The sequence below is a fragment of the Pseudomonas sp. JS425 genome (genome assembly GCF_018223845.1).
GTDB classification, from domain to species: Bacteria; Pseudomonadota; Gammaproteobacteria; order Pseudomonadales; family Pseudomonadaceae; genus Aquipseudomonas; species Aquipseudomonas asiatica.
Window position 1 is genome coordinate 683,584 of the sequence record NZ_CP073661.1, and the last position, 26,931, is coordinate 710,514.

Annotated in this window: 23 protein-coding genes and 1 pseudogene; 5 read left to right on the top strand and 19 right to left on the bottom strand. The window is 63.7% G+C overall.

Annotated features, from left to right (window positions below):
- Positions 1-78: 78 nt before the first annotated feature.
- A complete protein-coding gene (locus KDB76_RS03100) occupies positions 79-1,188 on the top strand; it encodes an NAD(P)/FAD-dependent oxidoreductase (protein WP_031324558.1) in 1,110 nt (369 codons plus the stop codon).
- Positions 1,189-1,207: 19 nt separating this feature from the next.
- Here the strand turns inward: KDB76_RS03100 and KDB76_RS03105 are convergent, their stop codons facing one another.
- From KDB76_RS03105 to KDB76_RS03165, 13 genes are all read right to left on the bottom strand, one after another.
- A complete protein-coding gene (locus tag KDB76_RS03105; RefSeq protein ID WP_023661458.1) occupies positions 1,208-1,885 on the bottom strand; it encodes a c-type cytochrome in 678 nt (225 codons plus the stop codon).
- Between the two features lie 9 nt (positions 1,886-1,894).
- Positions 1,895-2,842, bottom strand: coding sequence for a copper resistance protein B (locus KDB76_RS03110; RefSeq protein ID WP_023661459.1), 948 nt, complete (start codon positions 2,840-2,842; stop codon positions 1,895-1,897).
- Positions 2,832-3,161 carry a hypothetical protein gene (locus KDB76_RS03115; RefSeq protein WP_013970688.1) on the bottom strand — a complete coding sequence of 110 codons (330 nt, stop codon included), beginning with the start codon at positions 3,159-3,161 and terminating at the stop codon, positions 2,832-2,834. Before KDB76_RS03115 ends, KDB76_RS03110 begins: the two co-directional genes overlap by 11 nt.
- Positions 3,162-3,175: 14 nt before the next feature.
- The gene (locus KDB76_RS03120; RefSeq protein WP_013970689.1) at positions 3,176-4,960 is read right to left on the bottom strand and encodes a copper resistance system multicopper oxidase; all 1,785 of its coding nucleotides are present in this window, start codon (positions 4,958-4,960) and stop codon (positions 3,176-3,178) included.
- Between the two features lie 475 nt (positions 4,961-5,435).
- Positions 5,436-6,137, bottom strand: a complete 702-nt coding sequence (locus tag KDB76_RS03125; protein WP_023660927.1) for an XRE family transcriptional regulator — start codon at positions 6,135-6,137, stop codon at positions 5,436-5,438.
- Positions 6,138-6,506: 369 nt separating this feature from the next.
- Positions 6,507-7,034, bottom strand: coding sequence for an inorganic diphosphatase (gene ppa / locus KDB76_RS03130; RefSeq protein ID WP_003255365.1), 528 nt, complete (start codon positions 7,032-7,034; stop codon positions 6,507-6,509).
- 93 nt (positions 7,035-7,127) lie between these two features.
- Positions 7,128-7,943, bottom strand: coding sequence for a M90 family metallopeptidase (locus KDB76_RS03135; protein ID WP_013970691.1), 816 nt, complete (start codon positions 7,941-7,943; stop codon positions 7,128-7,130).
- A 9-nt stretch (positions 7,944-7,952) separates the two neighbouring features.
- A complete protein-coding gene (locus tag KDB76_RS03140) occupies positions 7,953-8,600 on the bottom strand; it encodes a DedA family protein (protein ID WP_038408611.1) in 648 nt (215 codons plus the stop codon).
- 250 nt (positions 8,601-8,850) lie between these two features.
- Positions 8,851-9,309, bottom strand: coding sequence for a GNAT family N-acetyltransferase (locus tag KDB76_RS03145; protein WP_003257044.1), 459 nt, complete (start codon positions 9,307-9,309; stop codon positions 8,851-8,853).
- Positions 9,310-9,417: 108 nt separating this feature from the next.
- Positions 9,418-10,236, bottom strand: coding sequence for an ethanolamine ammonia-lyase subunit EutC (gene eutC / locus KDB76_RS03150; RefSeq protein WP_038410336.1), 819 nt, complete (start codon positions 10,234-10,236; stop codon positions 9,418-9,420).
- An 8-nt stretch (positions 10,237-10,244) separates the two neighbouring features.
- Entirely contained in the window at positions 10,245-11,639 is a 1,395-nt protein-coding gene (locus KDB76_RS03155; RefSeq protein WP_013970694.1) for an ethanolamine ammonia-lyase subunit EutB, read from the bottom strand.
- A 46-nt stretch (positions 11,640-11,685) separates the two neighbouring features.
- The gene (gene eat, locus KDB76_RS03160) at positions 11,686-13,134 is read right to left on the bottom strand and encodes an ethanolamine permease (protein ID WP_013970695.1); all 1,449 of its coding nucleotides are present in this window, start codon (positions 13,132-13,134) and stop codon (positions 11,686-11,688) included.
- A 225-nt stretch (positions 13,135-13,359) separates the two neighbouring features.
- Positions 13,360-14,880 (bottom strand): aldehyde dehydrogenase family protein, encoded by a 1,521-nt coding sequence (locus tag KDB76_RS03165; RefSeq protein ID WP_003257045.1) that lies wholly within the window; start codon positions 14,878-14,880, stop codon positions 13,360-13,362.
- 255 nt (positions 14,881-15,135) lie between these two features.
- Between KDB76_RS03165 and KDB76_RS03170 the strand changes: the two genes are divergently transcribed.
- From KDB76_RS03170 to KDB76_RS03185, 4 genes are all read left to right on the top strand, one after another.
- On the top strand, positions 15,136-17,124 hold the full coding sequence (locus KDB76_RS03170) for a sigma-54-dependent Fis family transcriptional regulator (RefSeq protein WP_013970696.1): 1,989 nt from the start codon (positions 15,136-15,138) through the stop codon (positions 17,122-17,124).
- 66 nt (positions 17,125-17,190) lie between these two features.
- Positions 17,191-18,540, top strand: a complete 1,350-nt coding sequence (gene mpl, locus KDB76_RS03175) for a UDP-N-acetylmuramate:L-alanyl-gamma-D-glutamyl-meso-diaminopimelate ligase (protein ID WP_024086190.1) — start codon at positions 17,191-17,193, stop codon at positions 18,538-18,540.
- Positions 18,537-19,166, top strand: coding sequence for a flavin prenyltransferase UbiX (ubiX, locus tag KDB76_RS03180; protein WP_013970698.1), 630 nt, complete (start codon positions 18,537-18,539; stop codon positions 19,164-19,166). Before mpl ends, ubiX begins: the two co-directional genes overlap by 4 nt.
- Entirely contained in the window at positions 19,163-19,450 is a 288-nt protein-coding gene (locus KDB76_RS03185; protein WP_023660805.1) for a YceK/YidQ family lipoprotein, read from the top strand. Before ubiX ends, KDB76_RS03185 begins: the two co-directional genes overlap by 4 nt.
- A gap of 108 nt (positions 19,451-19,558) precedes the next feature.
- On the opposite strand, the gene KDB76_RS03190 is transcribed toward KDB76_RS03185, so the two are convergent.
- From KDB76_RS03190 to KDB76_RS03215, 6 genes and pseudogenes are all read right to left on the bottom strand, one after another.
- Positions 19,559-20,203 carry an oxidoreductase gene (locus tag KDB76_RS03190; RefSeq protein WP_013970700.1) on the bottom strand — a complete coding sequence of 215 codons (645 nt, stop codon included), beginning with the start codon at positions 20,201-20,203 and terminating at the stop codon, positions 19,559-19,561.
- Positions 20,204-20,230: 27 nt separating this feature from the next.
- Entirely contained in the window at positions 20,231-21,964 is a 1,734-nt protein-coding gene (locus tag KDB76_RS03195) for a C13 family peptidase (protein ID WP_038408613.1), read from the bottom strand.
- Positions 21,965-22,669: 705 nt separating this feature from the next.
- Positions 22,670-23,733: pseudogene (locus KDB76_RS03200) on the bottom strand (2,3-butanediol dehydrogenase).
- Positions 23,734-23,785: 52 nt separating this feature from the next.
- Positions 23,786-24,892 (bottom strand): acetoin dehydrogenase dihydrolipoyllysine-residue acetyltransferase subunit, encoded by a 1,107-nt coding sequence (locus KDB76_RS03205; protein ID WP_013970704.1) that lies wholly within the window; start codon positions 24,890-24,892, stop codon positions 23,786-23,788.
- Positions 24,889-25,911, bottom strand: a complete 1,023-nt coding sequence (locus KDB76_RS03210) for an alpha-ketoacid dehydrogenase subunit beta (protein WP_013970705.1) — start codon at positions 25,909-25,911, stop codon at positions 24,889-24,891. Before KDB76_RS03210 ends, KDB76_RS03205 begins: the two co-directional genes overlap by 4 nt.
- A 33-nt stretch (positions 25,912-25,944) precedes the next feature.
- Positions 25,945-26,922 carry a thiamine pyrophosphate-dependent dehydrogenase E1 component subunit alpha gene (locus KDB76_RS03215; RefSeq protein ID WP_015268810.1) on the bottom strand — a complete coding sequence of 326 codons (978 nt, stop codon included), beginning with the start codon at positions 26,920-26,922 and terminating at the stop codon, positions 25,945-25,947.
- Positions 26,923-26,931 lie beyond the last annotated feature (9 nt).

Sequence of the window (26,931 nt, forward strand, 5' to 3'; positions counted from 1 at the left end):
ACACCTGTTGGCCTGCTTGATTAGAGTGGCGCCTGAGGTGATACAGGCCAGTCAAGCCTTTCGACAAGCGAGGTGCAGGTGAGCGTTGATATCGAGTGTGTGGTGGTCGGGGCCGGCGTGGTCGGCCTGGCGGTGGCGCGCGCCTTGGCCCAGGCTGGCCATGAAGTGCTGGTGGTGGAGGCGGGCGAGGGCATTGGCGTCGGGGTCAGCTCGCGCAACTCCGAGGTGATCCACGCCGGCCTGTATTACCCCGACGGCAGCCTGAAGGCGCAGTTGTGTGTCGAGGGCAAGCAACGCCTGTATGCCTATTGCGACAGTCGGGGCGTTGAATACCAACGCCTCGGCAAACTGATCGTCGCCACCGATGCGGCCCAGGTCGAAGGCTTGCAGCGCCTGCTGGAGCAGGGCCGGCGCAATGGTGTCGATGACCTGCAATGGCTCGACGCCGACCAGGCGCGTGAGTTGGAGCCGGCGCTGTCATGTGTCGCCGCGCTGTGGTCGCCGTCCACCGGCATCATCGACTCCCACGGTTTGATGCTCGCCCTGCTGGGTGACGCCGAGGCCGCAGGCGCCACCTTGGTACTGCATACCCCACTGCTTGCCGCGCGGGTGATCGAGGCCGGTTTCAGCCTGGACATGGGCGGTGCCGAGCCGATGAGCCTGACCTGCCAGCGGCTGGTCAACTGCGCCGGGTTATCGGCAGTTGAAGTCGCTGGGCACATCACCGGCCTCGATCCGGCCCATGTGCCCAAGGCCTATCTATGCAAAGGCAGCTATTTCAGCCTGAGCGGTCGCGCGCCATTTCGGCACCTGGTGTACCCCGCACCGGAGCACGCCGGCCTGGGCGTGCACATGACCCTCGACCTGGGCGGCCAGGCGCGCTTCGGCCCGGATGTGGAGTGGGTGGAAAATATCGACTACCCGGTAGACCCCCGACGCGGCGACAGCTTCTACGCTGCAGTACGGCGCTATTGGCCCAACCTGCCAGACGCCAGCCTGCAACCGGCCTACAGCGGCATCCGCCCGAAGATCAGCGGCCCGCAGGACCCGGCGGCAGACTTCGTCATCAGTACGCCCGCCGAGCATGGTGTGCCGGGGTTGGTGAACCTGTTTGGCATCGAGTCACCGGGTTTGACCAGTTGCCTGGCATTGGCGGATCGCGTGCTGCGTACCCTGCGTGGCAACTGAAGGCAGTGCCGAGCTGCCTTCAGTCTTTATGCATGTGCTGCTTGCCATCGCGATGAGTATGGGCCTTTGAATGCCCCTCATCATGCTGGCTTGCGCCCGAGGCCTGCTCACCATGGTGGCCAGGCACGTTGCCGCGGTGCTGGCCTTCATGGTTGTGCATTTCACTTTCGCCACCACCATGCTGGTGGCCGCCACTGGCCGCGACCATCGTTTTGTACTGCTGGGCGTTCAACTGGGGTAGCTGATCCAGGAAGGCGACGATGCCCCAGATGTATTCATCGCCCATGCTCTTGCCCCAGGCCGGCATGCCGGAGGCCTTGATGCCGTGCTTGATGATCCAGAACGCCGCAGCGGGGTCGCTACCGATCCCGCTTATGGTCAGGTTGGGGGGTGATGGATACAGAGCCTGGCTGAGCTCGGTCTTCTCGACGCCAGGGGCAAGGTGGCAACCGATGCACATGGCATTGTAGTTACCGGCGCCGGTACGAATCAGCGCTTCATCTTTCAGGTCTGGCACCTCGATGTCCCTGGCCCGTACTGCGATCGAGCGGTCGCGTGCCATGGCCAGAAAGGCATGCACGGCGGGGAAATGGGGATCATCGGCTCCCACATTGACCAGGCCGGAGTACGCAGCACCCAGCACGGCCACGCTGGCCACTGCGCCTGCTGCAACAAGCGTTGTTATTGTTCTTTTCATGTCTGGTTCTCAAAACCACATGCGGATACCGGCCACGAAACGCGCTTCATCCACATCACCACCGTCGTCGCGGACGAAATCGGCGGTTTTGCCGTAGGAGCGGCTCCAGGTGATGCCGATGTAGGGGGCGAACTGGCGGACAATTTCATAGCGCAGGCGCAGCCCGACTTCGGTATTTGCCAGGCCGGAACCCACACCGCGCCCAGGGTCGTTCTTGCCATAGAAATTGGCTTCAGCGGTCGGCTGCAGGATCAGGCGGTTGGTCAGCAGAATGTCGTAGTCGCCTTCCAGGCGAGCGGCAGTCTGGCCGTTCTCGCCAATGAACGCGGTGGCTTCGGCTTCGAAGTCGTAGAGCGCCATGCCCTGGATACCGAACGCCGCCCAGGTTTGGGGAGATTCAGGCTTGAAGTCCTGGCGCACCCCGGCAACCAAATCCCACCATGGGTTGATCGCGCGGCCGTACAGCAGCTGCAATTCGGCATCCTCGGTGACACCGTTGGTGCGTTCACCTTCGGAGCGGATCCACAGCCGGTTGATATCGCCGCCTACCCAGCCAGAAGCATCCCAGGCCAGCGTGCTGCCTTCATTCGCATCTTGGTACTCGAGCTGATCCAGCAGGAAGAAGCTGTTGATAGCACTGTCGTGCATCTGATGCCCACCCAATGGGGGGAAGGCTGCCTGGCGGTCGGCGTCGGTCAGGACCGGGATCGGGGTACGGCTTGTTGTCGGTGTATCCGCCGAGCCTTGGTTCATTGTCGAATGGTCCATAGCCTCATGATTCATAGCTCCATGATTCATCGCGCCATGGTCCATGCCCTGCATGCTGCCATGATCCATCTCGCCGTGGTCCATCATCGAATGGTCCATTTCTTCAGCGGCGAAGCTGGGCGCAGCGCCCAGCGCCCCCAGCGTAACGGTCAGTGCCAGCAGCGATGGTCGTGCCAGGCTATTGAGCATCTTTCCCTGCCTTGGCTTTGTTACTGCCATGGGATTCCATCATCTTGCCGTGGTCCATGCCCTGCATCGAACCATGGTCCATACCCTTCATGGCGTCATGGTTCATACCTTTCATCGAGCTGTGATCCATCCCTTTCATGGCGCCATGGTCCATGCCCTTCATCGCACCATGGTCCATGCCTTGGGCACTCCTGGCTTCCTTGGCATCGGCAGACTGCTGATCGTTGCCGTCGGACCAGGATGCCGGGGCATAAACTGCAAACAGGCCGGCTATCGCAGCAGAGAGGAAAAACGCGCTTCGTTTCATTGGTTTGCTCATCTCGGATCTCCAGTTCATTCGTCCACGCGGACTTCGCGGAACATGCCCATTTCCATGTGGAACAGCAGGTGACAGTGATAGGCCCAGCGCCCCAAGGCATCTGCCGTGACGCGATAGCTTCGTTTTGAGCCAGGCGGCATGTCGATCGTGTGTTTGCGCACCATGAAGTTGCCGTTCTCATCCTCCAGGTCGCTCCACATGCCATGCAGGTGGATGGGGTGAGTCATCATGGTGTCGTTGACCAGGGTGATGCGCAGGCGCTCGCCATACTTGAGGCGCAGTGGCTCGGCATCGGAAAACTTGATGCCGTCGAAGGACCAGGCGAACTTTTCCATGTGGCCGGTTAGGTGCAACTCGATTGTGCGACCAGGCGCGCGGCCGTCCGGGTCCGGGAAGGTGCTGCGCAGGTCGGCATAGGTCAGCACACGGCGGCCGTTGTCACGCAGGCCGATGCCCGGATCGCCCAGTTTTGGCGTCGGGGTCATCGTTTGCATGTCGACCAGGGGGTTGTTGGTCTCGGACTCTGGGTGGCTCTGCATGGGCGCGCTGGTACCAGCCATTTCGCCATGGTCCATGCCGGCCATGCTGCCATGGTCCATGCTGCCGTGGTCCATGCCAGCCATGTCACCGTCGTCCATGCCGGCCATGCTGCCGTGATCCATGCCGCCCATACCGCCATGGTCCATGCCCATATCGCTCATGGAAATGGTCGGCCGTGGATCGACAGCGGGAACAGGGGCCTGCAAGCCCTCGCGAACCGCCAGGGTGCCCCTGGAATACCCGGTACGGTCCATGGATTGGGCGAAAATGGTGTAAGCCTGCTCGCTTTCGGGTTCGACGATGACATCGTAGGTTTCGGCAACGGCAATGCGGAACTCGTCGACCGCAACGGGTTTGACATGCTGCCCATCCGCCGCGACAACCGTCATCTTCAGGCCGGGAATTCGCACATCGAAATACGTCATGGCCGAGCCGTTGATGAAGCGCAGGCGGATTTTCTCGCCCGGCTTGAACACGCCCGTCCAGTTACCGTCGGGGGCCTGGCCGTTCATCAGGTAGGTGTAGGTGTAGCCGCTCACGTCAGCGAGATCGGTGGGGCTCATTTTCATCTCGGCCCACATCTTGCGGTCGGCTACCGCGGCGGACCAGCCCATTTCGCTCACATCGTTGACGAAATCGCCCACCGTGCGCTTGTGGTAGTTGTAGTAGTCGGACTGCTTCTTGAGCTTGGACAGCACCCGTGCAGGGTCTTCATCCGTCCAGTCGCTGAGCATGACCACGTAGTCCCGGTCATAGGTGAACGGCTCAGGCTCTTTCGCGTCGATGACCAGGGCGCCATACACCCCGACCTGCTCCTGGAAACCGGAGTGGCTGTGGTACCAGTAGGTGCCGTTCTGCTGGACCTTGAACTTGTACTCATACATGCCGTCGGGGGCGATGCCATGGAAGCTCAGGCCCGGCACGCCGTCCATGTTCGCCGGCAGGATGATGCCGTGCCAATGGATGGAGGTGTCCTGCTGCAAGCGGTTGCGCACACGCAGCGTGACGGTATCGCCTTCGCGCCAGCGCAGGATGGGCCCGGGAATGGAGCCGTTGATGGCCATCGCTGTGCGCGCAGCGCCGGTAATGTTGACCGGCAGCTCACCGATGTAGAGATCGAAGTCGGTGCCGCTCAGCACACTCGGTTGGCCCGGGCTGGTCACGGCCCAGACCGGCGCGCGCCACATGCCAAGCCCGCCAAGCAGTCCGGTAGCGGCAAGGCCTTTGACGAAGGAGCGTCTGGTGGTTTTGCTTTGCATGCCGTTGCGTCCAGTCAGTCGTGAAGTCGCTGGCATTCAGCGGTTGAATGCCCAGCCCGTGGGACGAGAGGCCCACAATCATCATTCACGCTAGCGGACCTGCGCTGTCATCTGGCTGAGCTTCAGATTACTTTTTTGTCAGCTTCTGACTGGATGTACTGGCGAACCCTATGGTCTGGCTGCAACGCCAGTGTCCGGGAAGCCTGCAACAGTCTGCAAAGGGTGGGAGTGGCTTTTACTCGGGCATTAAAAAGCCGGCTTGTGGCCGGCTTCTCGGGGACGCTTCCGACTAATTTATGGTAAGCCGCAATCGCCTTAACTGTGTGGCCATCAAGGGCCTGAAAGAGATGGCAGATGCCCGTGTGGGATATCGCCGAGCCCTCTGGACCGCGGCTTGCGCCGGTCGGGGCTGAATGTGCGGCGTAGCATACAAGGGCGCGCGCAGGATGCCCAGCAAAAAATGGCACAGGTTGTTTCAGTCGGGCCGTTGCTGGCGGAAATGCGACCAGTGGAACACCCAGCCCAGGACCTTCAGCCCTTGTGTCTGGCGCTGGGCGGCGGTGTAGCGTTCGACCGCATAGTTGCGCCGATCATGGCTGTGCAGGTACAGCGTGCCGTGCTGGCCGAGGCTGAGGTTGTTAACCCTGAGCACGCCGTTGTGCAGCAGGGCATAGGTTTCGCCCTCGACCACCTGGGTCATGCCCAGGTCGATGGCCAGGGTAGCTTGCAGCGGAATCAGCGGGGTCATGTTGCTGGCGGGCATGGCCAGGCAGATGGCGTCGTCGGCATGCACTCCCAACCCTTTCAGGGCTTTTGCGGGCAGGCACAGGTGTTTGCCGGCCACGGGCGACAGCAGGCCGTTGTGCAACTCGTAAAAGGGCACCTTCAATGTACGGCCGCCTTGCGCCGATAGCGGCGTGCGCGGGTTGGCGGGCGCCGGCTCCGGTGGGCAGGTGCGCAGGATCGGGTTGTGGTGTTTGGGGCCTTCGCCCGTGCGCAACCAGCGACGATGCACGCAGAACAGGTCCGCCATTTCGTCCAGCCGGGCCAGGGGCACGCCGCGCTTGAGCCAGTTGTTGACGTGCTGGGGCGTGACGCTGCGCTGGGCGGCGAAATCGGAAGAGGTCAGGCCACATTCGTGGAGGAGGGCTTTGAGTCTGTCACCGGATGTGTTCATGGCGGCGAGTGTAGCGGCGGGATGCCAGCAAGGATATGAACCGGATGTTGATGGGGCTTGTGTGAAAAGCGCCTGTTTGTAGGGCGTTGGAGTAGGACTGCGTAGGATTTTTTACTCTCCCAGGCAAGTGCGCGGTTCCTGTGGGAGCGGGCGTGCCCGCGAAGAGGCCAACGCGGTGGCTGGCACCGGCTGCGCCGGTGTTCGCGGGCACGCCCGCTCCCACAGGGATCGCGCCGGCATCTAGAATTTGAGCAAGACAGTTGTTCCCACAAAAGTGCTGCGCAGGCAGGTCATCCAGTGCCAGGGCGACCAGCCATCCATCAGGCATAAAAAAACCCCGCCGAGGCGGGGTTCTTCATGCAACCGGCATCAGCCCTTGTAGGCAGCAACCGATTTGGTGATCGCGGCGCGGGCGGCGTCAGCGCCTTCCCAGCCTTCGATCTTGACCCACTTGCCCTTCTCGAGATCTTTGTAGTTGGCAAAGAAGTGCTCGATCTGCTGGATCAGCAGGGCTGGCAGGTCGGTGTATTCCTTCACGTCGACATACAGCTGCGACAGCTTGTCGTGAGGAACAGCGATGACCTTGGCGTCGCCGCCGCCGTCGTCGGTCATGTTCAGCACGCCGACCGGACGGGCGCGGATAACCGAACCTGGGGCTACCGGGTAAGGAGTAACGACCAGCACGTCCAGCGGATCACCGTCATCGGCCAGGGTGTTCGGGATGAAGCCGTAGTTGGCTGGGTAGAACATCGGGGTAGCCATGAAACGGTCGACGAACAGGGTATCGCTGTCCTTGTCGATCTCGTATTTGATCGGCGCGTGGTTGGCCGGGATCTCGATGGCGACGTAGATGTCGTTCGGCAGGTCTTTGCCCGCCGGAATCTTGCTGTAGCTCATTGGGCAGTGCCCCCGTGTTTGACCAAAAAAGTGGCGGCGATTATAGGCACATTCTGCATGGGCATGCCACGCCTGGCCTGATGTGCGGCCCCGTCAGGCGTGGCTTTCGCGGTATTCCGGGTGTTCGGCCTGCAGCCGGCACAGGCGCGCCAGCGGGTCTTGGCGGTAGAACAGCGACAACTGGCGGTAGACCTGTGGATAAGCCTGTTGCAGCAGGTCGGGAGCACTAAAGAAGTACTCGCTGGTTACGGCAAAGAACTCTGCGGGGTTCTCTGCGGCATATGGATCGATGGCGGTTTCGGCGTCGGGGTTGGCGTCCAGCTGGCGGTTGAGGTCGTCATAGGCCTGTTGCATGGCGGTTGCCCATTCATCCACGGGCATGCCGCTGTGCAGCGGCGGCAGGCCGTTGGCATCACCATTGAGCATGTCGAGCTTGTGCGCCAGTTCATGGATGACCAGGTTGTAGGCCTCCCAGCCACCACTGGCCAGCACGCCGCTCCAGGCGAGGATGATCGGGCCCTGCTGCCAGGCTTCGCCGCTGTGCTCACCGTCCCACACGTGCTCCACGCCACTGGCATCGCGGTGGCGCTGGGGGCTCTTGAAATCGTCTGGGTAGAGGATGATTTCGTGGAAACCCTGGTACCAGTTCAGCTCGCCCAGGTGCAGCAGCGGCAATTGCGCCTGGGCCGCCAGCAACAGGCGCTGCTCGTCATCCGGCTCGACGCCGGGCAGGCAGGTGAGGTGCTTGTCGAGCAGGAACAGGATGCAGGCTTCACGCAGCCAGCGATCCTCTTCGTCAGTGATGCCGTCCAGCATTGGCAGGCGCTCGCGCACGGCCTGCCATTGCTGGGGGGTGATGGGATAGCGCGCCAGGGTGCGCTTGCGCCGCCAGGCGCTGAACGACCACATCGGCAAGTTTCAGTGCGCTTTGGCCGTGCGGCCCAGACGGCCACGCAGCAGGCCGAGGATCATCGGTACCAGCGACAGGATGATGATGCCCACCACCATCAGCGACAGGTGCTGTTTGATGAATGGCACGTTGCCGAAGAAGTAGCCCAGTGTCACCAGGCCGCCGACCCACAGTAGCGAACCGGCGGCGCTGAAACCGAGGAAGCGCGGGTAGTGCATGTGGGCGATGCCGGCGACGAACGGCGCAAAGGTGCGCAGGATGGGCAGGAAGCGCGCCATGGTCACGGTCTTGCCGCCGTGGCGTTCATAGAAGTCGTGGGTACGCTGCAGGTAGTCGCGACGGAAGATCTTCGAGTTGGGGTTGTTGAACAACCGCTCGCCCGTCGTGCGGCCGATCACATAGTTGGTGCTGTCGCCGAGGATCGCGGCGGCCATCAGCAGGCCGGCCAGCAGCAACGGGTCCATGCCGCCACCGGCGGCCACGGCGCCGGCAATGAACAGCAGCGAATCGCCAGGCAGGAAGGGCATGACCACCAGCCCGGTTTCACAGAAGATCACGGTGAAGAGGATGGCGTAGATCCAGGGACCGTAGTTGGTGACCAGCAGATCGAGGTAGGCATCGAGATGCAGGATAAGGTCCAGCGGGTTGAAATCCATGTACAGCACCTGTGTTCTTGGGCGTAGGCTCGGTTACCTGCGGATGGGTAAATTTTCACACACGACAGGTGGGCCATTATACGGCTAAGTCAGGATCATGCCCGGGGAGTTTGTAGCGGGGGGTTACGGCAGGGGGTACTCCTGTACCGGCCTCTTCGCGGGTAAACCCGCTCCCACAGGTACAGAACCGACTTCAGATGTGCCGCTATGCCTGTGGGAGCGGGTTTACCCGCGAAAAGGCCGGTGCAGGTCAATCCTGGCTGATCGGCAGGATATAGCTCTTGAACTCGTTATCCTCACGAAACCCGATGGATTCGTAAGTCTTGTGCGCTACCTCATTGTCTGCACTGGTCGACACCCGCATGCGCACGGCGTTGGTTTCCTTGGCCATTTTCTTCGCCTCGCGCATCAGGTGGTCGGCCACCAGCATGCGCCGCGAGTCCTCGGCCACGTAGATATCGTTGAGAATCCATACCCGCTTCAGCGACAGCGACGAGTAGCTCGGGTACAGCTGGCAGAAGCCCAGCAGCTTGCCGTCATCATCATCGGGTAGCGCCAGGTAGATCACCGACTCATCCCGCTTCAGGCGCTTTTCCAGGAAGCTGCGCGAACTGTCGGGGTAGGGTAGCTGCCCATAGAACTCGCGGTATTTGACGAACATCGGCGTAAGCAGATCGAGGTGTTCCAGGGTTGCCTTGATGATGCGCATGTGCGGCCCTCAGAGTCCATTAGGGGAAACAGCGGATTGCCAGCAGCTTTCAAAGGCATGCTGCCCAATGCTTGGCGCAAGTGCAATCCGCCTTCCGTGACATGTTTTTTATCCTTTGCCGAGCAGGAAGTTACCTTTCTGGCCGGTGCTGTTTTCGCTCTCCAGGCTATGGACCTCGGCCTCGTCCTTCAGATTCACCCCGGAAAGCTGGCGCCGGCAGGCTTCGCGCATCAAGTACAGCAAGCGGTGCGCCGCCATGCCATAACTCAGGCCCTCCAGGCGGATGTTGGAAATGCAATTGCGGTAGGCATCGGTCAGGCCGACCTTTGGCGCATAGGTGAAGTACAGGCCAAGGCTGTCGGGCGAGCTGAGCCCCGGGCGTTCGCCGATCAGCATCACCGTCATCCGTGCGCCCAGCAGTTCACCGACCTCGTCGGCCACTGCCACGCGGCCCTGCTGCACCAGCACCACCGGGGCGCTGGTCCAGCCGTCGGCGGCGGCCTGTTCCTCGAAGCGCGCCAGGAACGGCAGCGTGTGGCGGTGCACGGCCAGCGCCGATAGGCCGTCAGCGACGACGATGGCCAGGTCGACCCCGCCGGGGTTGGCCTGGGCATGCTGGCGCAGCACGGCAACCGAATCTTCGCTCAGCCGTCGCCCCAGGTCCGGGCGTTGCAGGTACTGGTTGCGGTCGCTGGCGGCGCTGTGCAGCACCAGGCTTTCGCGCCCGCGGTCACTCAGCTGGGTAGCCAGGCCGGCATGGTCGAAGGCCAGATGCACGGCATCGCGTGCCTGGGCGTGGGCGAACTGGAAGTCCAGTTGCGCACCGGTCGGCAGGCTGGTGCCGGTACGGCCCAGGGCAATGCGCGCCGGGGTCAGGTTGCGCAGGGCCAGCCAGGGGTTTTCGGGGGTAGGCGTGCGGTGGTCCATGGTCATCCCTATGCAAGCTGTGCCAAGGCCTGGCGGAAGGCCGGCGGCAGGTTGTCACCGAAGCGCACCCGGCCATCGGCCTGGGTGAAGATGCCGGTGCGGGCCAGCCATGCCTCGAATTCCGGCCCAGGCTTAAGGCCCAGGGTCTGGCGCGCGTACAGCGCGTCGTGGAACGAGGTGGTCTGGTAGTTGAGCATGATGTCGTCGGAGCCTGGGATACCCATGATGAAGTTGATCCCGGCCACGCCCAGCAGGGTCAGCAGGGTGTCCATGTCGTCCTGGTCGGCTTCGGCGTGGTTGGTGTAGCAGATGTCGCAACCCATCGGCACTCCCAGCAGCTTGCCGCAGAAGTGGTCTTCGAGGCCGGCGCGGATGATCTGCTTGCCGTTGTACAGGTATTCGGGGCCGATGAAACCGACCACGGTGTTGACCAGGAACGGTTTGAAGTGGCGGGCCACGGCATAGGCGCGGGTCTCACAGGTCTGCTGGTCGACGCCGTGGTGGGCGTTGGCCGACAGCGCGCTGCCCTGTCCGGTTTCGAAGTACATCAGGTTCTGCCCGAGGGTGCCGCGTTTCAGCGAAAGGCCCGCTTCGTAGCCTTCCTGCAGCACGTTCAGGTTGATGCCGAACCCGGCGTTGGCCGCCTCGGTGCCGGCGATGGATTGGAACACCAGGTCCAGTGGCACGCCACGGTTGATCGCCTCGATCGAGGTGGTGACGTGGGTCAGCACGCAGGCCTGGGTGGGGATGTCGTAGCGCTGGATGATGGCGTCGAGCATCTCCAGCAGGGCGCAGATCGAGGCGATGCTGTCGGTGGCCGGGTTGATGCCGATCATGGCGTCGCCGTTGCCGTACAGCAGGCCGTCGAGAATGCTGGCGGCGATGCCGGCTGGCTCGTCGGTCGGGTGGTTGGGCTGCAGCCGGGTCGACAGGCGCCCGCGCAGGCCCATGGTGCCACGGAACCGGGTGACCACGCGGATCTTCTGTGCCACCAGCACCAGGTCCTGCACGCGCATGATCTTCGACACCGCTGCGGCCATTTCCGGCGTCAGCCCGGGTGCCAGGCTGCGCAGGCTGTCCTCGTTGGCCTCTTCGCTCAGCAGCCAGTCGCGCAGGCCACCCACGGTCAGGTGGCTGACCGGGGCGAAGGCCTGGGCGTCGTGAGTGTCGATGATCAGGCGCGTGACTTCATCATCTTCGTAAGGGATCAGCGCTTCGTTGAGGAAATGCGTCAGCGGGATATTGGCCAGGGCCATCTGCGCGGCGACCCGTTCGCCATCATTGCTGGCCGCCACGCCCGCCAGGTAGTCCCCCGAGCGGGCGGGGCTGGCCTTGGCCATCACTTCCTTGAGGCTGTCGAAGCGGTAGACCAGGTGGCCGACCGTGTGTACGAAACTTGCCATACAGAGTCTCCAGAGCCGCGGGTTGCCCCGCGGCGGGTGGCGGCGATCAGTGCAAGGCCTCTTCGGCCTTCTGGATCGCGGCGAATTCCTCTTCCGGTGTACCCGCGACCAAGTGGTGGCGGCTGTAGAAAGCAAAGTAGGCAATTAATACCGCATAGATCACTGCGGCGCCAATCACCACCCGTGGGTCTACCAGGAAACCGGCGACCACGGCGATGCAGGCCAGTACCAGTGCCAGGCCCGAGGTGAAGATGCCACCGGGGGTGCGGTATGGGCGCTCCATCTTCGGCCGGCGGATGCGCAGGGTGATGTGCGCGGCCATCATCAGCACGTACGATAGGGTAGCGCCGAACACCGCCACCAGAATCAGCAGGTCACCCTGGCCGGTCAGCGACAGGGCAAAGCCGATGATCCCGGGGATGATCAAGGCCAGTACCGGGGCCTTGCTCTTGTTGGTTTCCGACAGCTTGCGCGGCAGGTAGCCGGCGCGGGACAGGGCGAAGATCTGCCGGGAGTAGGCGTAGATGATCGAGAAGAAGCTGGCGATCAGCCCAGCCAGGCCGACCAGGTTGACGAAGCCGCCCATCCAGGTGCTACCGCCGTAGGCCTTGGACAAGGCTTCTACCAGCGGGTTGCCGGACGCTTTCAGTGCTTCGGAGCCTGCGCCGCCGGGGCCGACCACCAGGATCAGCAGGGCGAAGGCCAGCAACACCAGCATGGCGCCGATCAGGCCGCGTGGCAGGTCACGCTTGGGGTTCTTGGTTTCTTCGGCAGCCAGCGGCACGCCCTCTACGGCAAGGAAGAACCAGATGGCATAGGGGATGGCCGCCCACACGCCGACATAGCCGAACGGCAGGAAGCTGCTGGCGCCCACAGCGTCCGTTTTGGCGATGTCGAACAGGTTGGCTGCATCAAAATGGGGCACCATGCTCACCAGGAACACGGCTAGAGCGATGGCTGCGATGGCGGTGATGATGAACATCAGCTTCAACGCCTCACCCACGCCAAAGATGTGGATGCCGATGAACACGATGTAGAACGCCAGGTAGATCATCCAGCCGCCGATGCCGAACAGTGACTGGCAGTAGGCGCCGATGAATACCGCGATGGCGGCGGGGGCGATAGCGTACTCGATGAGGATCGCCGTGCCGGTGAGGAAGCCGCCCCAGGGGCCGAAGGCGCTGCGGGCAAAGCCGTAGCCGCCGCCTGCGGTGGGGATCATCGACGACAGCTCGGCCAGCGAGAAGCACATGCACAGGTACATGGTGGCCATCAGCAGGGTGGCGAGGAACATGCCGCCCCAGCCGCCCTGGGCCAGGCCGAAGTTCCAGCCGGCATAGTCGCCGGAGATGACGTAGGCCACGCCCAGGCCGACCAGCAGGACCCAGCCGGCGGCGCCTTTTTTCAATTCACGTTGCTGGAAATAGTCCGAGCCGACTTTTTCGAAGTCGACGGAAGAGCCTGCCGGCGAGCCGGCGGAATGATCGCTTGGCATAGATTCACCTGTTGTTTTTCTTGGTGGCCGGACGGGTTCCGGGCCGATGGTGATGGGTACTGCAGGAAGCGAGCCAGAGCGTTGGTGCACGGTTACCGCTCTGGGTTTTGTATATGCAGGCCTGGCCTCTTCGCGGGTGAACCCGCTCCTACAGGGGGTGTACAGCGCCTTAAGCAAGCGCAGTACCTGTGGGAGCGGGTTTACCCGCGAAGCAGGCGACGCGGTTTAGAAGAAGCCCAACGGATTGATGTCGTAGCTCACCAGCAGGTTCTTGGTCTGCTGATAGTGGTCAAGCATCATCTTGTGCGTCTCACGCCCGACCCCCGACTTCTTGTAGCCACCGAACGCGGCATGCGCCGGGTACAGGTGGTAGCAGTTGGTCCACACGCGGCCAGCCTTGATCCCACGGCCCATGCGGTAGGCACGGTTGATGTCGCGGGTCCACACGCCGGCACCCAGGCCGAACTCGGTGTCGTTGGCGATCGCCAGGGCTTCGGCTTCGTCCTTGAAGGTGGTGACGCTGACCACCGGGCCGAAGATTTCTTCCTGGAACACGCGCATCTTGTTGTTGCCCTTGAGCAGGGTCGGCTGGATGTAGTAACCGGTGGCCAGCGAGCCTTCCAGTTTTTCGACCTTGCCGCCGGTCAGCAACTCGGCGCCTTCCTTCTGGGCGATGTCCAGATACGACAGGATCTTCTCGAACTGCTGTTGCGAGGCCTGCGCTCCGACCATGGTGTCGGTGTCCAGCGGGTCGCCGCGCTTGATCTGCAGCACCTTCTTCATCACCACTTCCATGAACTGCGGGTAGATCGACTCCTGTACCAGTGCCCGTGACGGGCAGGTGCATACCTCGCCCTGGTTGAAGAACGCCAGCACCATGCCTTCGGCCGCCTTCTCGATGAAGCTTGGCTCGGCTTGCATGATGTCTTCGAAATACACGTTCGGCGACTTGCCGCCCAGTTCGACGGTGGACGGGATGATGTTCTCGGCGGCGCATTTCATGATGTGCGAGCCAACCGGGGTCGAGCCGGTGAAGGCGATCTTGGCGATGCGCTTGCTGGTGGCCAGTGCTTCACCGGCTTCGCGGCCATAGCCTTGTACCACGTTGAGCACGCCTTTTGGCAGCAGGTCACCGATCACTTCCAGCAGCACGGTGATGCCCAGCGGGGTCTGTTCGGCCGGCTTGAGCACCACGCAGTTGCCGGCGGCCAGGGCCGGGGCGAGCTTCCAGGCGGCCATCAGGATCGGGAAGTTCCACGGGATGATCTGCCCGACCACGCCCAGTGGCTCATGGATGTGGTAGGCCACGGTACCTTCGTTGATTTCCGCGGCGCCGCCTTCCTGGGCGCGGATGCAGCCAGCGAAGTAGCGGAAGTGGTCGACCGCCAGCGGAATGTCGGCATTGAGGGTTTCGCGGATCGGCTTGCCGTTGTCCCAGGTTTCGGTAATGGCCAGCAGTTCGAGGTTCTGCTCGATACGGTCGGCGATCTTCAGCAGAACGTTGGAGCGGTCCTGCACTGAAGTGCGGCCCCAGGCGTCGGCTGCAGCGTGGGCGGCATCCAGGGCTTTGTCGATGTCTTCGGCAGTGGAGCGAGGGAATTCAGCGATCAGCTTGCCATTCACCGGGGAGGTATTTTCGAAGTACTGCCCCTTTACCGGAGGAACGAACTCACCACCGATGTAGTTGCCGTAGCGGCTCTTGAAGGAAACCTTCGCGCCTTCGGTACCGGGATGTGCGTAACGCATGGTGTGTCTCCTGGCTATTGTGTTTGTTAGGGAGTTGGAAAGCGTAGAGCAAAGGTTGGGCCAGCGTTTCGAGCGCCAGGTAAATCAATGACTTGGCTCGGTCCTTTGGGCCGGGCCCACGATCTCTGTGCCAGCGCCGGTACGCGCGGGGGTGACACTTTGTGCCATTTGCGACACGTAACCGGAGGGTGCATTGCAAAGCCTTCCCGGGTGGAGGATGCTGGCGGGACTCTCTATCTGCGGAGAACTACAACAATGCAGAGCAATCATTTCAGTCGCCATGCCCAGCAAGTCCATACCGTCGCCCATGGTGGGGCCGGGGAGGGTGGCAGTGACCCGTCCATCGCCCGCTCCTGGCTGCGCTGCCTGGAGGACTACCACCTCGACCCGTCGGTGATCGAGGCTCCGGTGGTGCTCGAGCATGGGCGCCTGCTGGAAAGCCGCGAGCGCCTGCGCCAGGTGCTGCAGATTGCCGACCATGAAATGAACAGCCTGCACCAGCAGCTTTCCGGGGCCGGCCATGCGGTGCTGCTGACCGATGCCCGTGGGGTGATCCTCAATTGCGTCAGCGCGCCGACCGAGCGGCGCAGCTTCGAGCGTGCCGGGCTGTGGCTGGGCGCTGACTGGAGCGAGGCGCGCGAGGGCACCAACGGCATCGGCACCTGCCTGGTCGAGCGCCAGGCGCTGACCATTCACCAGAACGAGCACTTCCGCGGTCGCCACACCGGCCTGACCTGCTCGGCCAGCCCGGTGTTCGACCCGCATGGCGAGTTGCTGGCAGTGCTGGATGTGTCTTCGGCGCGGCCCGACGTTTCCCGGCAGAGCCAGTTCCACACCATGGCTTTGGTCAACCTGTCGGCGAAGATGATCGAAAGCTGCTACTTCCTGCGCCATTTCGAACAGCAATGGCTGCTGCGTTTTCACCTGCAGGCCGAGTCGGTCGGCCTGTTCAGCGAAGGCCTGCTGGCGTTCGACGGTGACGGGCGCATCTGCGCCGCCAACCAGAGCGCGCTGAACCTGCTGGGCACGGTGCGTGGTGGCGTGCTGGGCAAACCGCTGGAACGCTTCTTCGCTTGCAGCCACGACGAACTGTTCAGCCGCGCCACGCCTGGCGGCAGCACGGCGTGGCCGCTGCATACCCTGGACGGGCGCCAAGTGTTCGCCAGCCTGCGTGGCCAGGCGCGCGCACCGGTGTGGTCGGTACCAGCCGCCCAGCCGCGGCCCACGCGGGAAGTGGAGCCGCTTATCTGCCTGCTCGACCCCGCCTTGCAAAACGACTTCCGCCGCAGCGTGCGGGTGTTCGAGCGCGATGTGCCGCTGTTGCTGCGCGGCGAGACCGGCTGCGGCAAGGAGGCCTTCGCCCAGGCCGTGCACCAGGCCAGCGAGCGGCGCGGCAAGCCGTTCGTCGCCATCAACTGCGCCTCGATCCCGGAAAGCCTGATCGAGAGCGAACTGTTCGGCTATCGCGGCGGCAGCTTTACTGGTGCACGCAAGGAAGGCATGCGCGGCAAGCTGCTGCAGGCCGATGGCGGCACCTTGCTGCTGGACGAGATTGGCGACATGCCACTGGCCCTGCAAACCCGCCTGCTGCGCGTGCTGGAGGAGCGCCAGGTGGTGCCGATCGGTGGTGAGCCGCAGGCGGTCGACGTGCGCATTGTCAGCGCTACTCACCGTGACTTGCTGGAACGGGTGGAGCAGGGCAGTTTCCGCGAGGACCTGTATTACCGGCTGAATGGTCTGGAAGTGGCATTGCCTGCGGTGCGCGAGCGCAGTGACAAGGCGCAGTTGCTGGACTTTCTGCTGCGTCAGGAGGCGCAGGGAGAACCGATCGATATCGAGCCCAGGGCGCGGCAGGCACTGCTCGACTTCGCCTGGCCGGGCAACGTGCGGCAGATGCGCAACGTGCTGCGTACCCTGGTGGCACTTTGCGAAGACTCCCGCATCGCGTTCCCGGATCTGCCCACCATTCTCCGCAACAGCACCGTCCCTGTAGGAGCGGCCTTGTGTCGCGAAAGGGCCGCAGAGCGGCCCCAGGGTCTCAGCAGCGCCGACCAATCTGCAGGGGCTGCGTCGCAGCCCGATCGCGACACAAGGCCGCTCCTACAGGATGCGGAGCGGCAAGCATTGTTGGAGACGCTAGATGCAAAACACTGGCACCTCACCCGTGTCGCCGAGCACTTGGGCATCAGCCGCAATACCTTGTATCGAAAACTGCGCAAACACGGCATCACCAGAGCCGACTGAGCGAAACATCTGGTGCGATTTGTCGCGCCCTGGGCTACCCTGCCTCGATGTTTTGCGAGGTCGACCATGCATATTCACATTCTCGGTATTTGCGGCACTTTCATGGGCTCGCTGGCGGTGCTGGCCAAGGAACTTGGCCACCGCGTCACCGGCTCGGACGCCAACGTCTATCCCCCGATGAGCACCCAGCTTGAAGCCCAGGGCATCGAGCTGACCCAAGGCTATGACCCGGCCCAGCTGGACCCGGCGCCAGACTTGGTGGTCATCGGCAACGCCATGTCGCGTGGCAACCCGGCGGTGGAGTACGTGCTGAACAAGGGCCTGCCCTATGTTTCCGGCCCGCAGTGGCTGGCCGACCACGTGTTGCAGGGCCGCTGGGTGCTGGCCGTTGCCGGTACCCACGGCAAGACCACTACCAGCAGCATGCTGGCCTGGGTGCTGGAACACGCTGGCATGAGCCCGGGCTTCCTGATTGGCGGTGTGCCGCAGAACTTCTCGGTGTCGGCGCGCCTGGGCGATACGCCGTTCTTCGTGGTCGAAGCCGACGAGTACGACAGTGCCTTCTTCGACAAGCGCTCGAAGTTCGTCCACTACCACCCGCGCACGGCGATCCTCAACAACCTCGAGTTCGACCATGCGGACATCTTCCCCGACCTGGCCTCGATCGAGCGGCAGTTCCACCACCTGGTGCGCACCATTCCCAGCGAAGGCCTGGTCATCCACCCCACCACCGAGCAGGCGCTGGAGCGAGTGATCGGCATGGGTTGCTGGACCCCGGTGCAGACCACCGGCGAAGGTGGCCAGTGGCAAGCCCGTCTGCTCAGCCCCGACGGCTCGCGCTTCGAAGTGCTGTTCGACGGCGAAGCGCAGGGCGTGGTGGACTGGGCGCTGACTGGCCAGCACAACGTCGCCAACGCCCTGGCTACCCTGGCAGCGGCGCGCCATGTAGGCGTGGTGCCCGCCATGGGCATCGAAGGCCTGAGCGCCTTCAAGAGCGTCAAGCGGCGTATGGAGAAGGTTGCCGAAGTGCAGGGCGTGACCATCTACGATGACTTCGCCCACCACCCGACCGCCATCGCCACCACCCTGGACGGCCTGCGCAAGCGCGTTGGCGAAGCCCCGGTGATCGCCGTGATCGAGCCGCGCTCCAACTCGATGAAGCTCGGTGCCCACCGTGACGGCCTGCCGGAAAGCGTCAACGACGCCGACCAGGTGATCTGGTACGCCCCGGCCAACCTTGGCTGGGACCTGGCTGCCACCGCCGCGCAATGCAAAGTGCCCAGCGTGGTGGCCGACAGCCTCGAAGCGATCATCGAGCGGGTCAAGGGGCAGGCCCGCGCGGGTACCCATGTAGTGATCATGAGCAACGGCGGCTTCGGCGGCCTGCACGGCAAGCTGGCCGAGGCACTGAAGTGAGCGGGCCGGAACGCATCACCCTGGCCATGACGGGCGCCTCTGGTGCCCAGTATGGCCTGCGCCTGCTCGACTGCCTGGTGCGTGAGGACCGCGAGGTGCACTTCCTGATCTCCAAGGCCGCGCAACTGGTGATGGCCACCGAGACGGACGTGGTGCTGCCGGCCAAGCCACAGGCGATGCAGGCTTTCCTCACCGAATATACCGGCGCTGCCGACGGGCAGATCCGCGTGTATGGCAAGGAAGACTGGATGTCGCCGGTGGCCTCGGGCTCCGGCGCCCCGGCGGCAATGGTAGTGGTGCCCTGTTCCACTGGCACGCTGTCGGCGATTGCCACCGGTGCCTGCAACAACCTGATCGAACGTGCTGCCGACGTTACCCTCAAGGAGCGTCGCCAGCTGATCCTGGTGCCGCGCGAGGCGCCGTTCTCCACCATCCACCTGGAGAACATGCTCAAGCTGTCGCAGATGGGCGCGGTGATCCTGCCGGCGGCGCCGGGCTTTTATCACCAGCCGCAGACCATCGACGACCTGGTCGACTTCGTGGTGGCGCGCATTCTCAACCTGCTGAACATTCCTCAGGACATGTTGCCGCGCTGGGGCGAGCACCACTTCGGGGTGGATGATTGAAGCGAGCGCTGGCGGGTTTGATGGCGCTGGTGCTGCTTGGTGGCTGCGCCACGGTGCGCACGCTGGATGCCAACAAGCCCGGAGCACCGGTGGTGTATGCCGGTACCCGGCTGGACTTGTATGTGATCAATGGCGGGTGCTGCCCGCGGGATCGTTACGGGGCTGAGGCGCCAACGTATCCGGGGCTGGACCTGCCGGGGAGCATGTTGCTGGATACCTTGTTGCTGCCGTTGTCGTTGCTGACAGCGGCCGGTGTAGGCTTCCAGGCCACTGGTGGCCTGTAAGGGCCCTTTCGCGGGTAAACCCGCTCCTACAGGATCTGTGTAATCTTCTTGTGATCACTGTACCTGTGGGAGCGGGCGTGCCCGCGAAGAGGCCATCACAAGTGAAGCCTACTTCTTGCCCAACCTGCGCAACTCATCCGACTCCACAATCCGCACCCCGTCCTCTTCCTCCAGCGCCAGCCGCCACAGCGCCCGGGCCAAGGTACAAGCCTCGATCCCCCGGTACTTCCCGGGTATCAGCCTGGCAAACGGCGAAGCCAACTGTTCGCCGAGCCGCGGCTCGACCCGCTCACCCAGCAGCAACGACGGCCGCACGATGGTCAGCTGCGGCCAATCCTGAGCCTTGAGTGCCTCCTCCATCTCACCCTTGACCCGGTTGTAGAAAATCGACGATTTCGGGTCGGCGCCCAATGCACTGACCACCAGCAGATGCCGCGCGCCCAACTCCCGGGCACGCTTGCTGAAAGCCACCACCATGTCCAGGTCCACCGCGCGGAAGGCCGATTCGGAACCGGCCTGCTTCAGCGTGGTGCCCAGGCAGCAATAGGCGATATCGACCCGCCCACCCAGTTGTGGAAGGAACACAGCCGGGTCGCCTACCGGGTTTTCCAGGTGCGGGTGCTCGGCCAATGGCCGGCGGGTAGGCGCCAGTACGCGAGTGATGGTGGGCTCGTTGAGCAGACGGTCAAGCAGGTGTTCACCTGTCAGACCCGTGGCACCGGCAAGCAGGACATGCTGAGGCGTCAAATACATGATGTCTCTCCCTTGTTACACACAAGCTTAGTGGCTGCCGGGCGTTTGCGCCTGTTCCCCCGCGTTGGCCTGTGCGGCGTTACGCAATGCATCTTCGGCCTGTTGCCGGCGCAGGTGCTGCCAGTGCTCAAGCACCTTCGGCGGCGCCCACAGCTGCGGTTCGGAGGCCTCGAAACCTTCCCTTTGTTCTCTTTCGGCAACGCTGGCGCGCGCCAGTTCAAACGCCTGTTTCAGGTCGTCGGTCTGGTTCAGCGCTTCGGCGAACAGGGCATCGCCGAAATAGGTGAAATCGGCTTCTTCCGAGCAACCGAAAGACACGCGGTCGGCCCGGGCGGCGGTCATGATGAGCGTGCGCTCATCTTTGAGCGGCGTGATGTAGCCCCCTGAATAGCAGGCGGATATGACAATCACCTTGTCGCGGTTCTTCAGCGGTGCCAGCGCGCTCGCCAGCTCGTCGGCAGACAGATCGGCCAGCTGCAGGCGCGGTTGGTCGAGTACCAGCTGATGGTCCTGGCTGCCATGACTGGTGAGATAGATGAACACCAGGTCTTCGGGGCCGCTGCGCTCGGCCAGGGTGCGGGCGGCGCGGGTCAGGTTTTCGCGTGTGGCCATGGCTCGGGTGGTCATGTGGTCGCGGTGGTTGACCAGGGTCACCTGGCCACTGGCGCCAAAGCGCACCTTGAGCATGTTGCTGACATAGTCGGCTTCGCGCATGAACACGCTCTGCTGGCCATCGCCGGCCACCACCAGGCTGTATAGCTGAACTGGTGGCGCCGAGCGCGGTACCCGGGCCAGCGCTTCATCCAGCAAACGGCCCTGGTTGAGCAGCGCCAGGTCCAGCGGGTCGGGCAGCAGCTTGCCGTTCTGGTCGCGTACGCGCACGCCGTTGCTCCAGGTGCCACTTTCGACCTTGCCGTTGGCCAGGATCAGCCGGCCCTGGCCGTGGTAGGCATCGTTGAGAAAGCCACCGATATACTTGCTGCCGTCGGCCAGCTGCAGGCTGCCCTGGCCCGACAGGCGCCAGTCGGCGAAGGTGCCTTTGTAGTGGCTGCCATCGCTGCCCAGCAGTTCGCCTTCGCCAACCAGCGAGCCGTCCTTGAATTCGCCGATCCACACATCACCATCGGCATTTTCGTAGCGGCCACGGCCTTCCAGGCGGTTGTCCTTGAACTCGCCGATGTACTGCTCGCCGTCAACGCTGTCGTAGGTGCCGCTGCCCTCCAGCTGGCCATTTATGAAGTGGCCGCTGAACTGGTTGCCGCTGGCATCGCTGCGCACCCCGGCGCCGTTGGGCTTGCCCTTGGCGAACAGGCCCTGGTAGCGGCTGCCGTCGGCCAGTTCCAGCTCGCCGGCACCTTCGTACAGGTCGTCCTTGAACTGGCCGCGGTAGGTCTGGTCGGCTTGCTTGAGGGTGCCTTCGCCGTCGCGGCGGCCGTGGCTGAAGGTGCCGGCATAGTGGCTGCCCGGGGTGGTCAGCTCGCCCAGCCCCTGGAACAGCCCTGCGGCGAACTGGCCGCGATACACCTCGCCGTTGCGGCCGTGCCATTCGCCCTGGCCGTGCCATTGGCCGTCCTTGAAGGTACCGGCGTACCAGCTGCCGTTGGGGTAGTCGATCCGGCCCTCGCCTTGCAACAGGCCATCGACCACCTGCCCCCGGTACCGCCCACCGTCAGGCAGGCGTGCGTCCGGCGGGAGCAGCGATTCGCCATCGCCGCAGGCGGCGAGCAGCAGGACCAGGGTGACGGGGAGCAGTGAACGCATGGCGAGAACCGGGCAATAGGTCTGCCGAGTATGACGCAGAATGGGATCCTGAAACAGCGAACGCATGTGCTGGCGCAGCTTTCGAGCCTGCACTGCATTGAAAAGCTGGCACGGAACCTGTGGGAGCGGGCGTGCCCGCGAACACCGGCGAAGCCGGTGCCATGTACCGTGTGGCTTTCTTCGCGGGTGAACCCGCTCCCACAGGTATTGCGGTGAATTTCAGCTTTGCGCAATCCCTATGGGAGCGGCTTTAGCCGCGAACACCGGCGAAGCCGGTGCCAGGCACCGTGTGGTCTTCTTCGCGGGTGAACCCGCTCCCACAGCTATTGCGGTGAATTTCAGCTTTGCGCAATCCCTGTGGGAGCGGCTTTAGCCGCGAACACCGGCGAAGCCGGTGCCAGGCACCGTGTGGTCTTCTTCGCGGGTGAACCCGCTCCCACAGGTATTGCGGTGACCTTCAGCTTTGCGCAATACCTGTGGGAGCGGCTTTAGCCGCGAACACCGGCGAAGCCGGTGCCATGTACCGTGTGGCTTTCTTCGCGGGTGAACCCGCTCCCACAGGTATTGCGGTGACCTTCAGCTTTGCGCAATCCCTGTGGGAGCGGCTTTAGCCGCGAACACCGGCGAAGCCGGTGCCAGGCACCGCGTCGCCTGCTTCGCGGGCACGCCCGCTCCCACAGGTTCCGTGTTGCCTTTGAGGTGCAATCAGCGCACGCCCGGCGAAACGATGATCTTCACGTTCTCCTCCTTGTTGTTGACCAACTCCTCGAAGCCCAGCTCGACAATCTGCTCCAGCCCGATCCGCCCGGTCACCAGCGGGCCAATGTCCAGCCTGCCGTCAGCGATGAAGGCAATCACATCGGCAAACTCGCCGTTGTACGCCAACGCGCCCAGCACCTGCTTTTCGGTGGACACCAGTTCGAAGAAGTTGAACTCGCTAGGCTCCTCGAATATCCCCACCAACACGCACTTGCCCGCCTTGCGGATGGTGTCGATGGCCAGCTTGGCCGTGTGCTTGTTGCCGATGCATTCAAAACTCACATCCGCGCCCAGCCCGGCAGTGAGCTTGCGGATTTCCACCAGGGCGTCGCACTGGCTGGGGTCCAGCACCACGCTGGCGCCAACCTCTTTGGCCTTGGCCTTGCGTGCCGAGGACATTTCCAGGGCGATCACCTGCGCCGCGCCTGCCGCCTTGGCACACATGATGGTGCACAAACCGATAGTGCCGGCTCCAACTACCACCACCGTCTCGCCAAGCAGGCTGCCGGCCTTCTTTACCGCATGCATGCCCACCGCCAGCGGTTCGATCAGCGCCCCGGCCTCAGCCGGGAAACCTGCGGCAGCCGGTACAGCAGGTTGGCGGGCACGTTGACCAGTTCGGCAAAGGCGCCATTGTTCATCAGGCCGGTGAAGGCCAGGCGCTCGCAGATGTTGTACAGGCCGTGGGTGCAGTAGTAGCAGGTGCCGCAATGCTGGCAGGCGTCCGCAGCCACCGGGTCACCGACGGCAAAACCTTCCACGCCTTCACCCAGCTTGGCGATCTGGCCGCAGAACTCGTGGCCGAGGATGCACTGGCCCTGGATGCCGGTCAGCGGGTGCGGTGCCTCCACCGGGATGAATACCGGGCCAGCGACGTATTCGTGCAGGTCGGAGCCGCAGATGCCGCACCAGTCCACCTTGATCTGCACCCAGCCGGGCGCAGGGTCGGCCGGCAGGGGCACCTGTTCGACGCGAATATCATTGCGGCCATGCCAGACGGCGGCGCGCATGTGGGTGTGGCTCAGGTCGTTCATTGTTGTTCTCCAGGCTCACGGAAAGGGCTTAGTGCTTGCGCAGGAACGCGAGCAGTTGCTGGTTGACCTGTTCGGCCGCCTCCATTTGCACCATATGGCCAGCCTCGGGCAGCACCAGCACTTCAGCCTCCAGCCCTTCGGCATGGCTGGCCGGGATGATCGCGTCCTTGCCGCCCCACACCACCAGGGCCGGGTGTTGTCCCAGCACCCCGCGCAGGTCGTGGCGCTGCCGGTCGCCGTCGGCGATGGCCGATGCCAACAGGCGCAACGCGTCGTCCACGCCTTCCAGTCTCTTGAACTTGAGCATGTCCTCCAGCATCTGCCGCGTTACCAGTGCGGGGTCGGCAAACAGCTGTACCATCTGCGGTTTGAGGGCATTGCGGTTAGCGGCAGCGACGAAGCCTTGCAGGTACTGTCCGTTGATCTCCTCGCCCAGCCCGGCACTGGCCACCAGGCTCAGGCTGGCCACCCGTTGCGGCGCCAGGCGCGCCACATTCAGGCTGACCGCGCCGCCCATGGAGTGGCCGGCCAGGTGGGCCTTGGCGATGTCCAGGTGGTCGAGCAGGGCCAGTACGGTTTCGCTCAACTCATCCAGATCGCCCCGTTGCAGGGCCTTGGCCGACTCGCCATGGCCCGGCAGGTCGAGGGCGATTACCCGTCGCTCGGCAGCCAGCGCCGGGTGGTTGAACAGCCAGTTGTTGAGGTCGCCACCAAAACCGTGCACCAGCACCAGCGGCGTGCCGCCTTCACCCAGCTCGAACCAGCGCAACTGCCGGCCAGCCACTTCAGCCTTCTGTGGCGCCGGCCCTTGGGCCTGGTCGGCGCCACCCTCGGCGACGAACTCGGCCTGGAAGCGCTGCACCACGGCATCGATTTCGGCTTCTTCGGCTTCGCCTTCCACCACCACCGCCAGCAGGGCTCCGACCGGCAGGGTTTCATCAGGCCTGGCCACCTGACGGCGCAACACACCGCTGAACGGGGCTTCGACGCTGCTGCTGATCTTGTCGGTCTCGACGTCCAGCACCTCGTCGCCCTTGCTGATTTCGTCACCTTCCTGCTTCAGCCAGGTATCCACCCGGCCCTCGGTCATCGACAAGCCCCACTTGGGCATGGTCAGGGTATGGATCTGGCTCATGCGGCACTCCTTGCGGCTTCGATCACTTTGCGTACCGCAGCCTCGATCTTCGCCGCGTCAGGGATGTACAGGTCTTCCAAGGCATCGGAGAACGGCACAGGAGTATGCGGGGCGGTGACCATTTCGATCGGGCCCTTGAGCGCGCCGAAGGCCTTCTGTGCCACCAGCGCGCTGATGTCGGTGGCCATGGAGCAACGCGGGTTGGCTTCGTCGATCACCACCAGGCGACCGGTCTTTTCCACGCTTTCCAGGATGCTGTCCTCATCCAGCGGGCTGGTGGTGCGCAGGTCCAGCACCTCGCAGTCGATACCCTGGCGGGCCAGGTTGTTGGCGGCCTCCAGCGCCACATGCACCATGCGGCCATAGGTGACCAGGGTCACGTCGTCGCCATCACGCAGGAAGTTGGCCTCACCGAACGGTACGGTGTACACCTCTTCCGGCACCTCTCCCTGCATGCTGTAGAGCAGCTTGTGCTCGCAGAAGATCACCGGGTCGTTGTCGCGGATCGCCTGTATCAACAGGCCCTTGGCATCGTACGGCGAGGACGGGCAGACCACCTTCAGGCCGGGAATGTGCGTCCACAGCGAGGTGAGCATCTGCGAGTGCTGGGCCGCCGCGCGCAGGCCGGCGCCGTACATGGTGCGCATCACCAGCGGGGTGACCGCCTTGCCGCCGAACATGTAGCGGAACTTGGCGGCCTGGTTGAGGATCTGGTCCAGGCAGCAGCCGGCGAAGTCGACGAACATCAGCTCGCACACCGGGCGCAGGCCCTGGGTGGCAGCACCGACGGCAGCGCCGACGTAGCCGATTTCCGACAGCGGTGCGTCGAGCACGCGCCCCGGGAACTGATGGTAAAGGCCCTTGGTCACGCCCAGCACGCCCCCCCAGGCGTCATCCTCGCCGGGGGCACCGGCGCCGCCGGCAACGTCTTCGCCAATGATGAATACAGTGTTGTCGCGGCGCATTTCCTGGGCCAGGGCTTCGTTGATGGCCTGCTGGTAGCTGATCTTTCTTGCCATGGTGATTCTCCTGTTGTTCTTGTAATCCGCGGCTCAGGGGTAGGCGACGTAGACGTCGGTGAGCAGGTCGGCGGGCTGTGGCTTGGGATCGGACTTGGCGCGGCGCACGGCGTCTTCGATCAGGTCCTCGACGCGGGCGTCGATGGCGTCCAGTTGCGCAGCCGTGAGCAGGCCGGCGCGGGTGGTCTTGTTGCGGAACTGCATGAGGCAGTCGCGGGATTCGCGCAGGTTCTTCACTTCGTCCGGGGCGCGGTAGGTTTGTGCATCGCCTTCGAAATGGCCGTAGTAGCGGCTGAGCTTGACCTCGATCAGCGACGGGCCTTGCCCGGAACGCGCACGTTCGATGGCAGCGCCGGCGGCCTCGTACACGGCAAAGAAGTCGAAACCGTCGATGGTGACACCGGGCATGCCGAACCCGGCCGCGCGGTCGGCGATATGGTCGCAGGCAACCGACCAGGTCGAGGCGGTGGCTTCGGCGTAGCCGTTGTTCTCGGCCACGAAGATGCACGGCAGGTTCATGATCGAGGCCATGTTCATTGCTTCGAACACGGCGCCTTCGTTGGAAGCGCCATCGCCGAAGAAGGCCACCGATACATCGTCGCGGCCTTTGATCTTGGCCGCCAGCGCCGCCCCGGCCACCAGCGGAGCGCCGGCACCGACGATGCCGTTGGCGCCGAGCATGCCTTTTTCCAGGTCGGCGATGTGCATCGAACCGCCTTTGCCGCCGCACACGCCGGTCTTCTTGCCGTAGATCTCGGCCATCATGCCGTATACGTCCACACCCTTGGCGATGCAGTGGCCGTGGCCGCGGTGGGTCGAGGCGATACAGTCGCTATCGCGCAGGTGGGCCATGACTCCAGCGGCGGAAGCCTCTTCGCCGGCATACAGGTGCACGAAGCCAGGGATCTCGCCGGTGGCGAACTCGACGTGCAGGCGTTCTTCGAAGGCACGGATGGTGCGCATCACTTCATAGGCATGCAGCAGTTGTTCGGTACTGAGTTGATTGGACATCTTGTTGTT

Bases quoted from the DNA above. Each gene is read 5' to 3' on its own strand.
- KDB76_RS03125 (WP_023660927.1), bottom strand. From the start codon at position 6,137: ATGAACACATCCGGTGACAGACTCAAAGCCCTCCTCCACGAATGTGGC.
- eat (WP_013970695.1), bottom strand. From the start codon at position 13,134: ATGCCAAGCGATCATTCCGCCGGCTCGCCGGCAGGCTCTTCCGTCGAC.
- KDB76_RS03170 (WP_013970696.1), top strand. From the start codon at position 15,136: ATGCAGAGCAATCATTTCAGTCGCCATGCCCAGCAAGTCCATACCGTC.
- KDB76_RS03195 (WP_038408613.1), bottom strand. From the start codon at position 21,964: ATGCGTTCACTGCTCCCCGTCACCCTGGTCCTGCTGCTCGCCGCCTGC.
- ppa (WP_003255365.1), bottom strand. From the start codon at position 7,034: ATGAGCTACAGCAAGATTCCGGCGGGCAAAGACCTGCCGAACGACATC.
- KDB76_RS03120 (WP_013970689.1), bottom strand. From the start codon at position 4,960: ATGCAAAGCAAAACCACCAGACGCTCCTTCGTCAAAGGCCTTGCCGCT.
- eutC (WP_038410336.1), bottom strand. From the start codon at position 10,236: ATGGACCACCGCACGCCTACCCCCGAAAACCCCTGGCTGGCCCTGCGC.
- mpl (WP_024086190.1), top strand. From the start codon at position 17,191: ATGCATATTCACATTCTCGGTATTTGCGGCACTTTCATGGGCTCGCTG.
- KDB76_RS03105 (WP_023661458.1), bottom strand. From the start codon at position 1,885: ATGAAAAGAACAATAACAACGCTTGTTGCAGCAGGCGCAGTGGCCAGC.
- KDB76_RS03155 (WP_013970694.1), bottom strand. From the start codon at position 11,639: ATGGCAAGTTTCGTACACACGGTCGGCCACCTGGTCTACCGCTTCGAC.
- KDB76_RS03140 (WP_038408611.1), bottom strand. From the start codon at position 8,600: ATGGATTTCAACCCGCTGGACCTTATCCTGCATCTCGATGCCTACCTC.
- KDB76_RS03135 (WP_013970691.1), bottom strand. From the start codon at position 7,943: ATGTGGTCGTTCAGCGCCTGGCGGCGCAAGCGCACCCTGGCGCGCTAT.
- KDB76_RS03215 (WP_015268810.1), bottom strand. From the start codon at position 26,922: ATGTCCAATCAACTCAGTACCGAACAACTGCTGCATGCCTATGAAGTG.
- KDB76_RS03190 (WP_013970700.1), bottom strand. From the start codon at position 20,203: ATGTATTTGACGCCTCAGCATGTCCTGCTTGCCGGTGCCACGGGTCTG.
- KDB76_RS03110 (WP_023661459.1), bottom strand. From the start codon at position 2,842: ATGCTCAATAGCCTGGCACGACCATCGCTGCTGGCACTGACCGTTACG.
- KDB76_RS03210 (WP_013970705.1), bottom strand. From the start codon at position 25,911: ATGGCAAGAAAGATCAGCTACCAGCAGGCCATCAACGAAGCCCTGGCC.
- KDB76_RS03165 (WP_003257045.1), bottom strand. From the start codon at position 14,880: ATGCGTTACGCACATCCCGGTACCGAAGGCGCGAAGGTTTCCTTCAAG.
- KDB76_RS03145 (WP_003257044.1), bottom strand. From the start codon at position 9,309: ATGCGCATCATCAAGGCAACCCTGGAACACCTCGATCTGCTTACGCCG.
- KDB76_RS03115 (WP_013970688.1), bottom strand. From the start codon at position 3,161: ATGAGCAAACCAATGAAACGAAGCGCGTTTTTCCTCTCTGCTGCGATA.
- KDB76_RS03205 (WP_013970704.1), bottom strand. From the start codon at position 24,892: ATGAGCCAGATCCATACCCTGACCATGCCCAAGTGGGGCTTGTCGATG.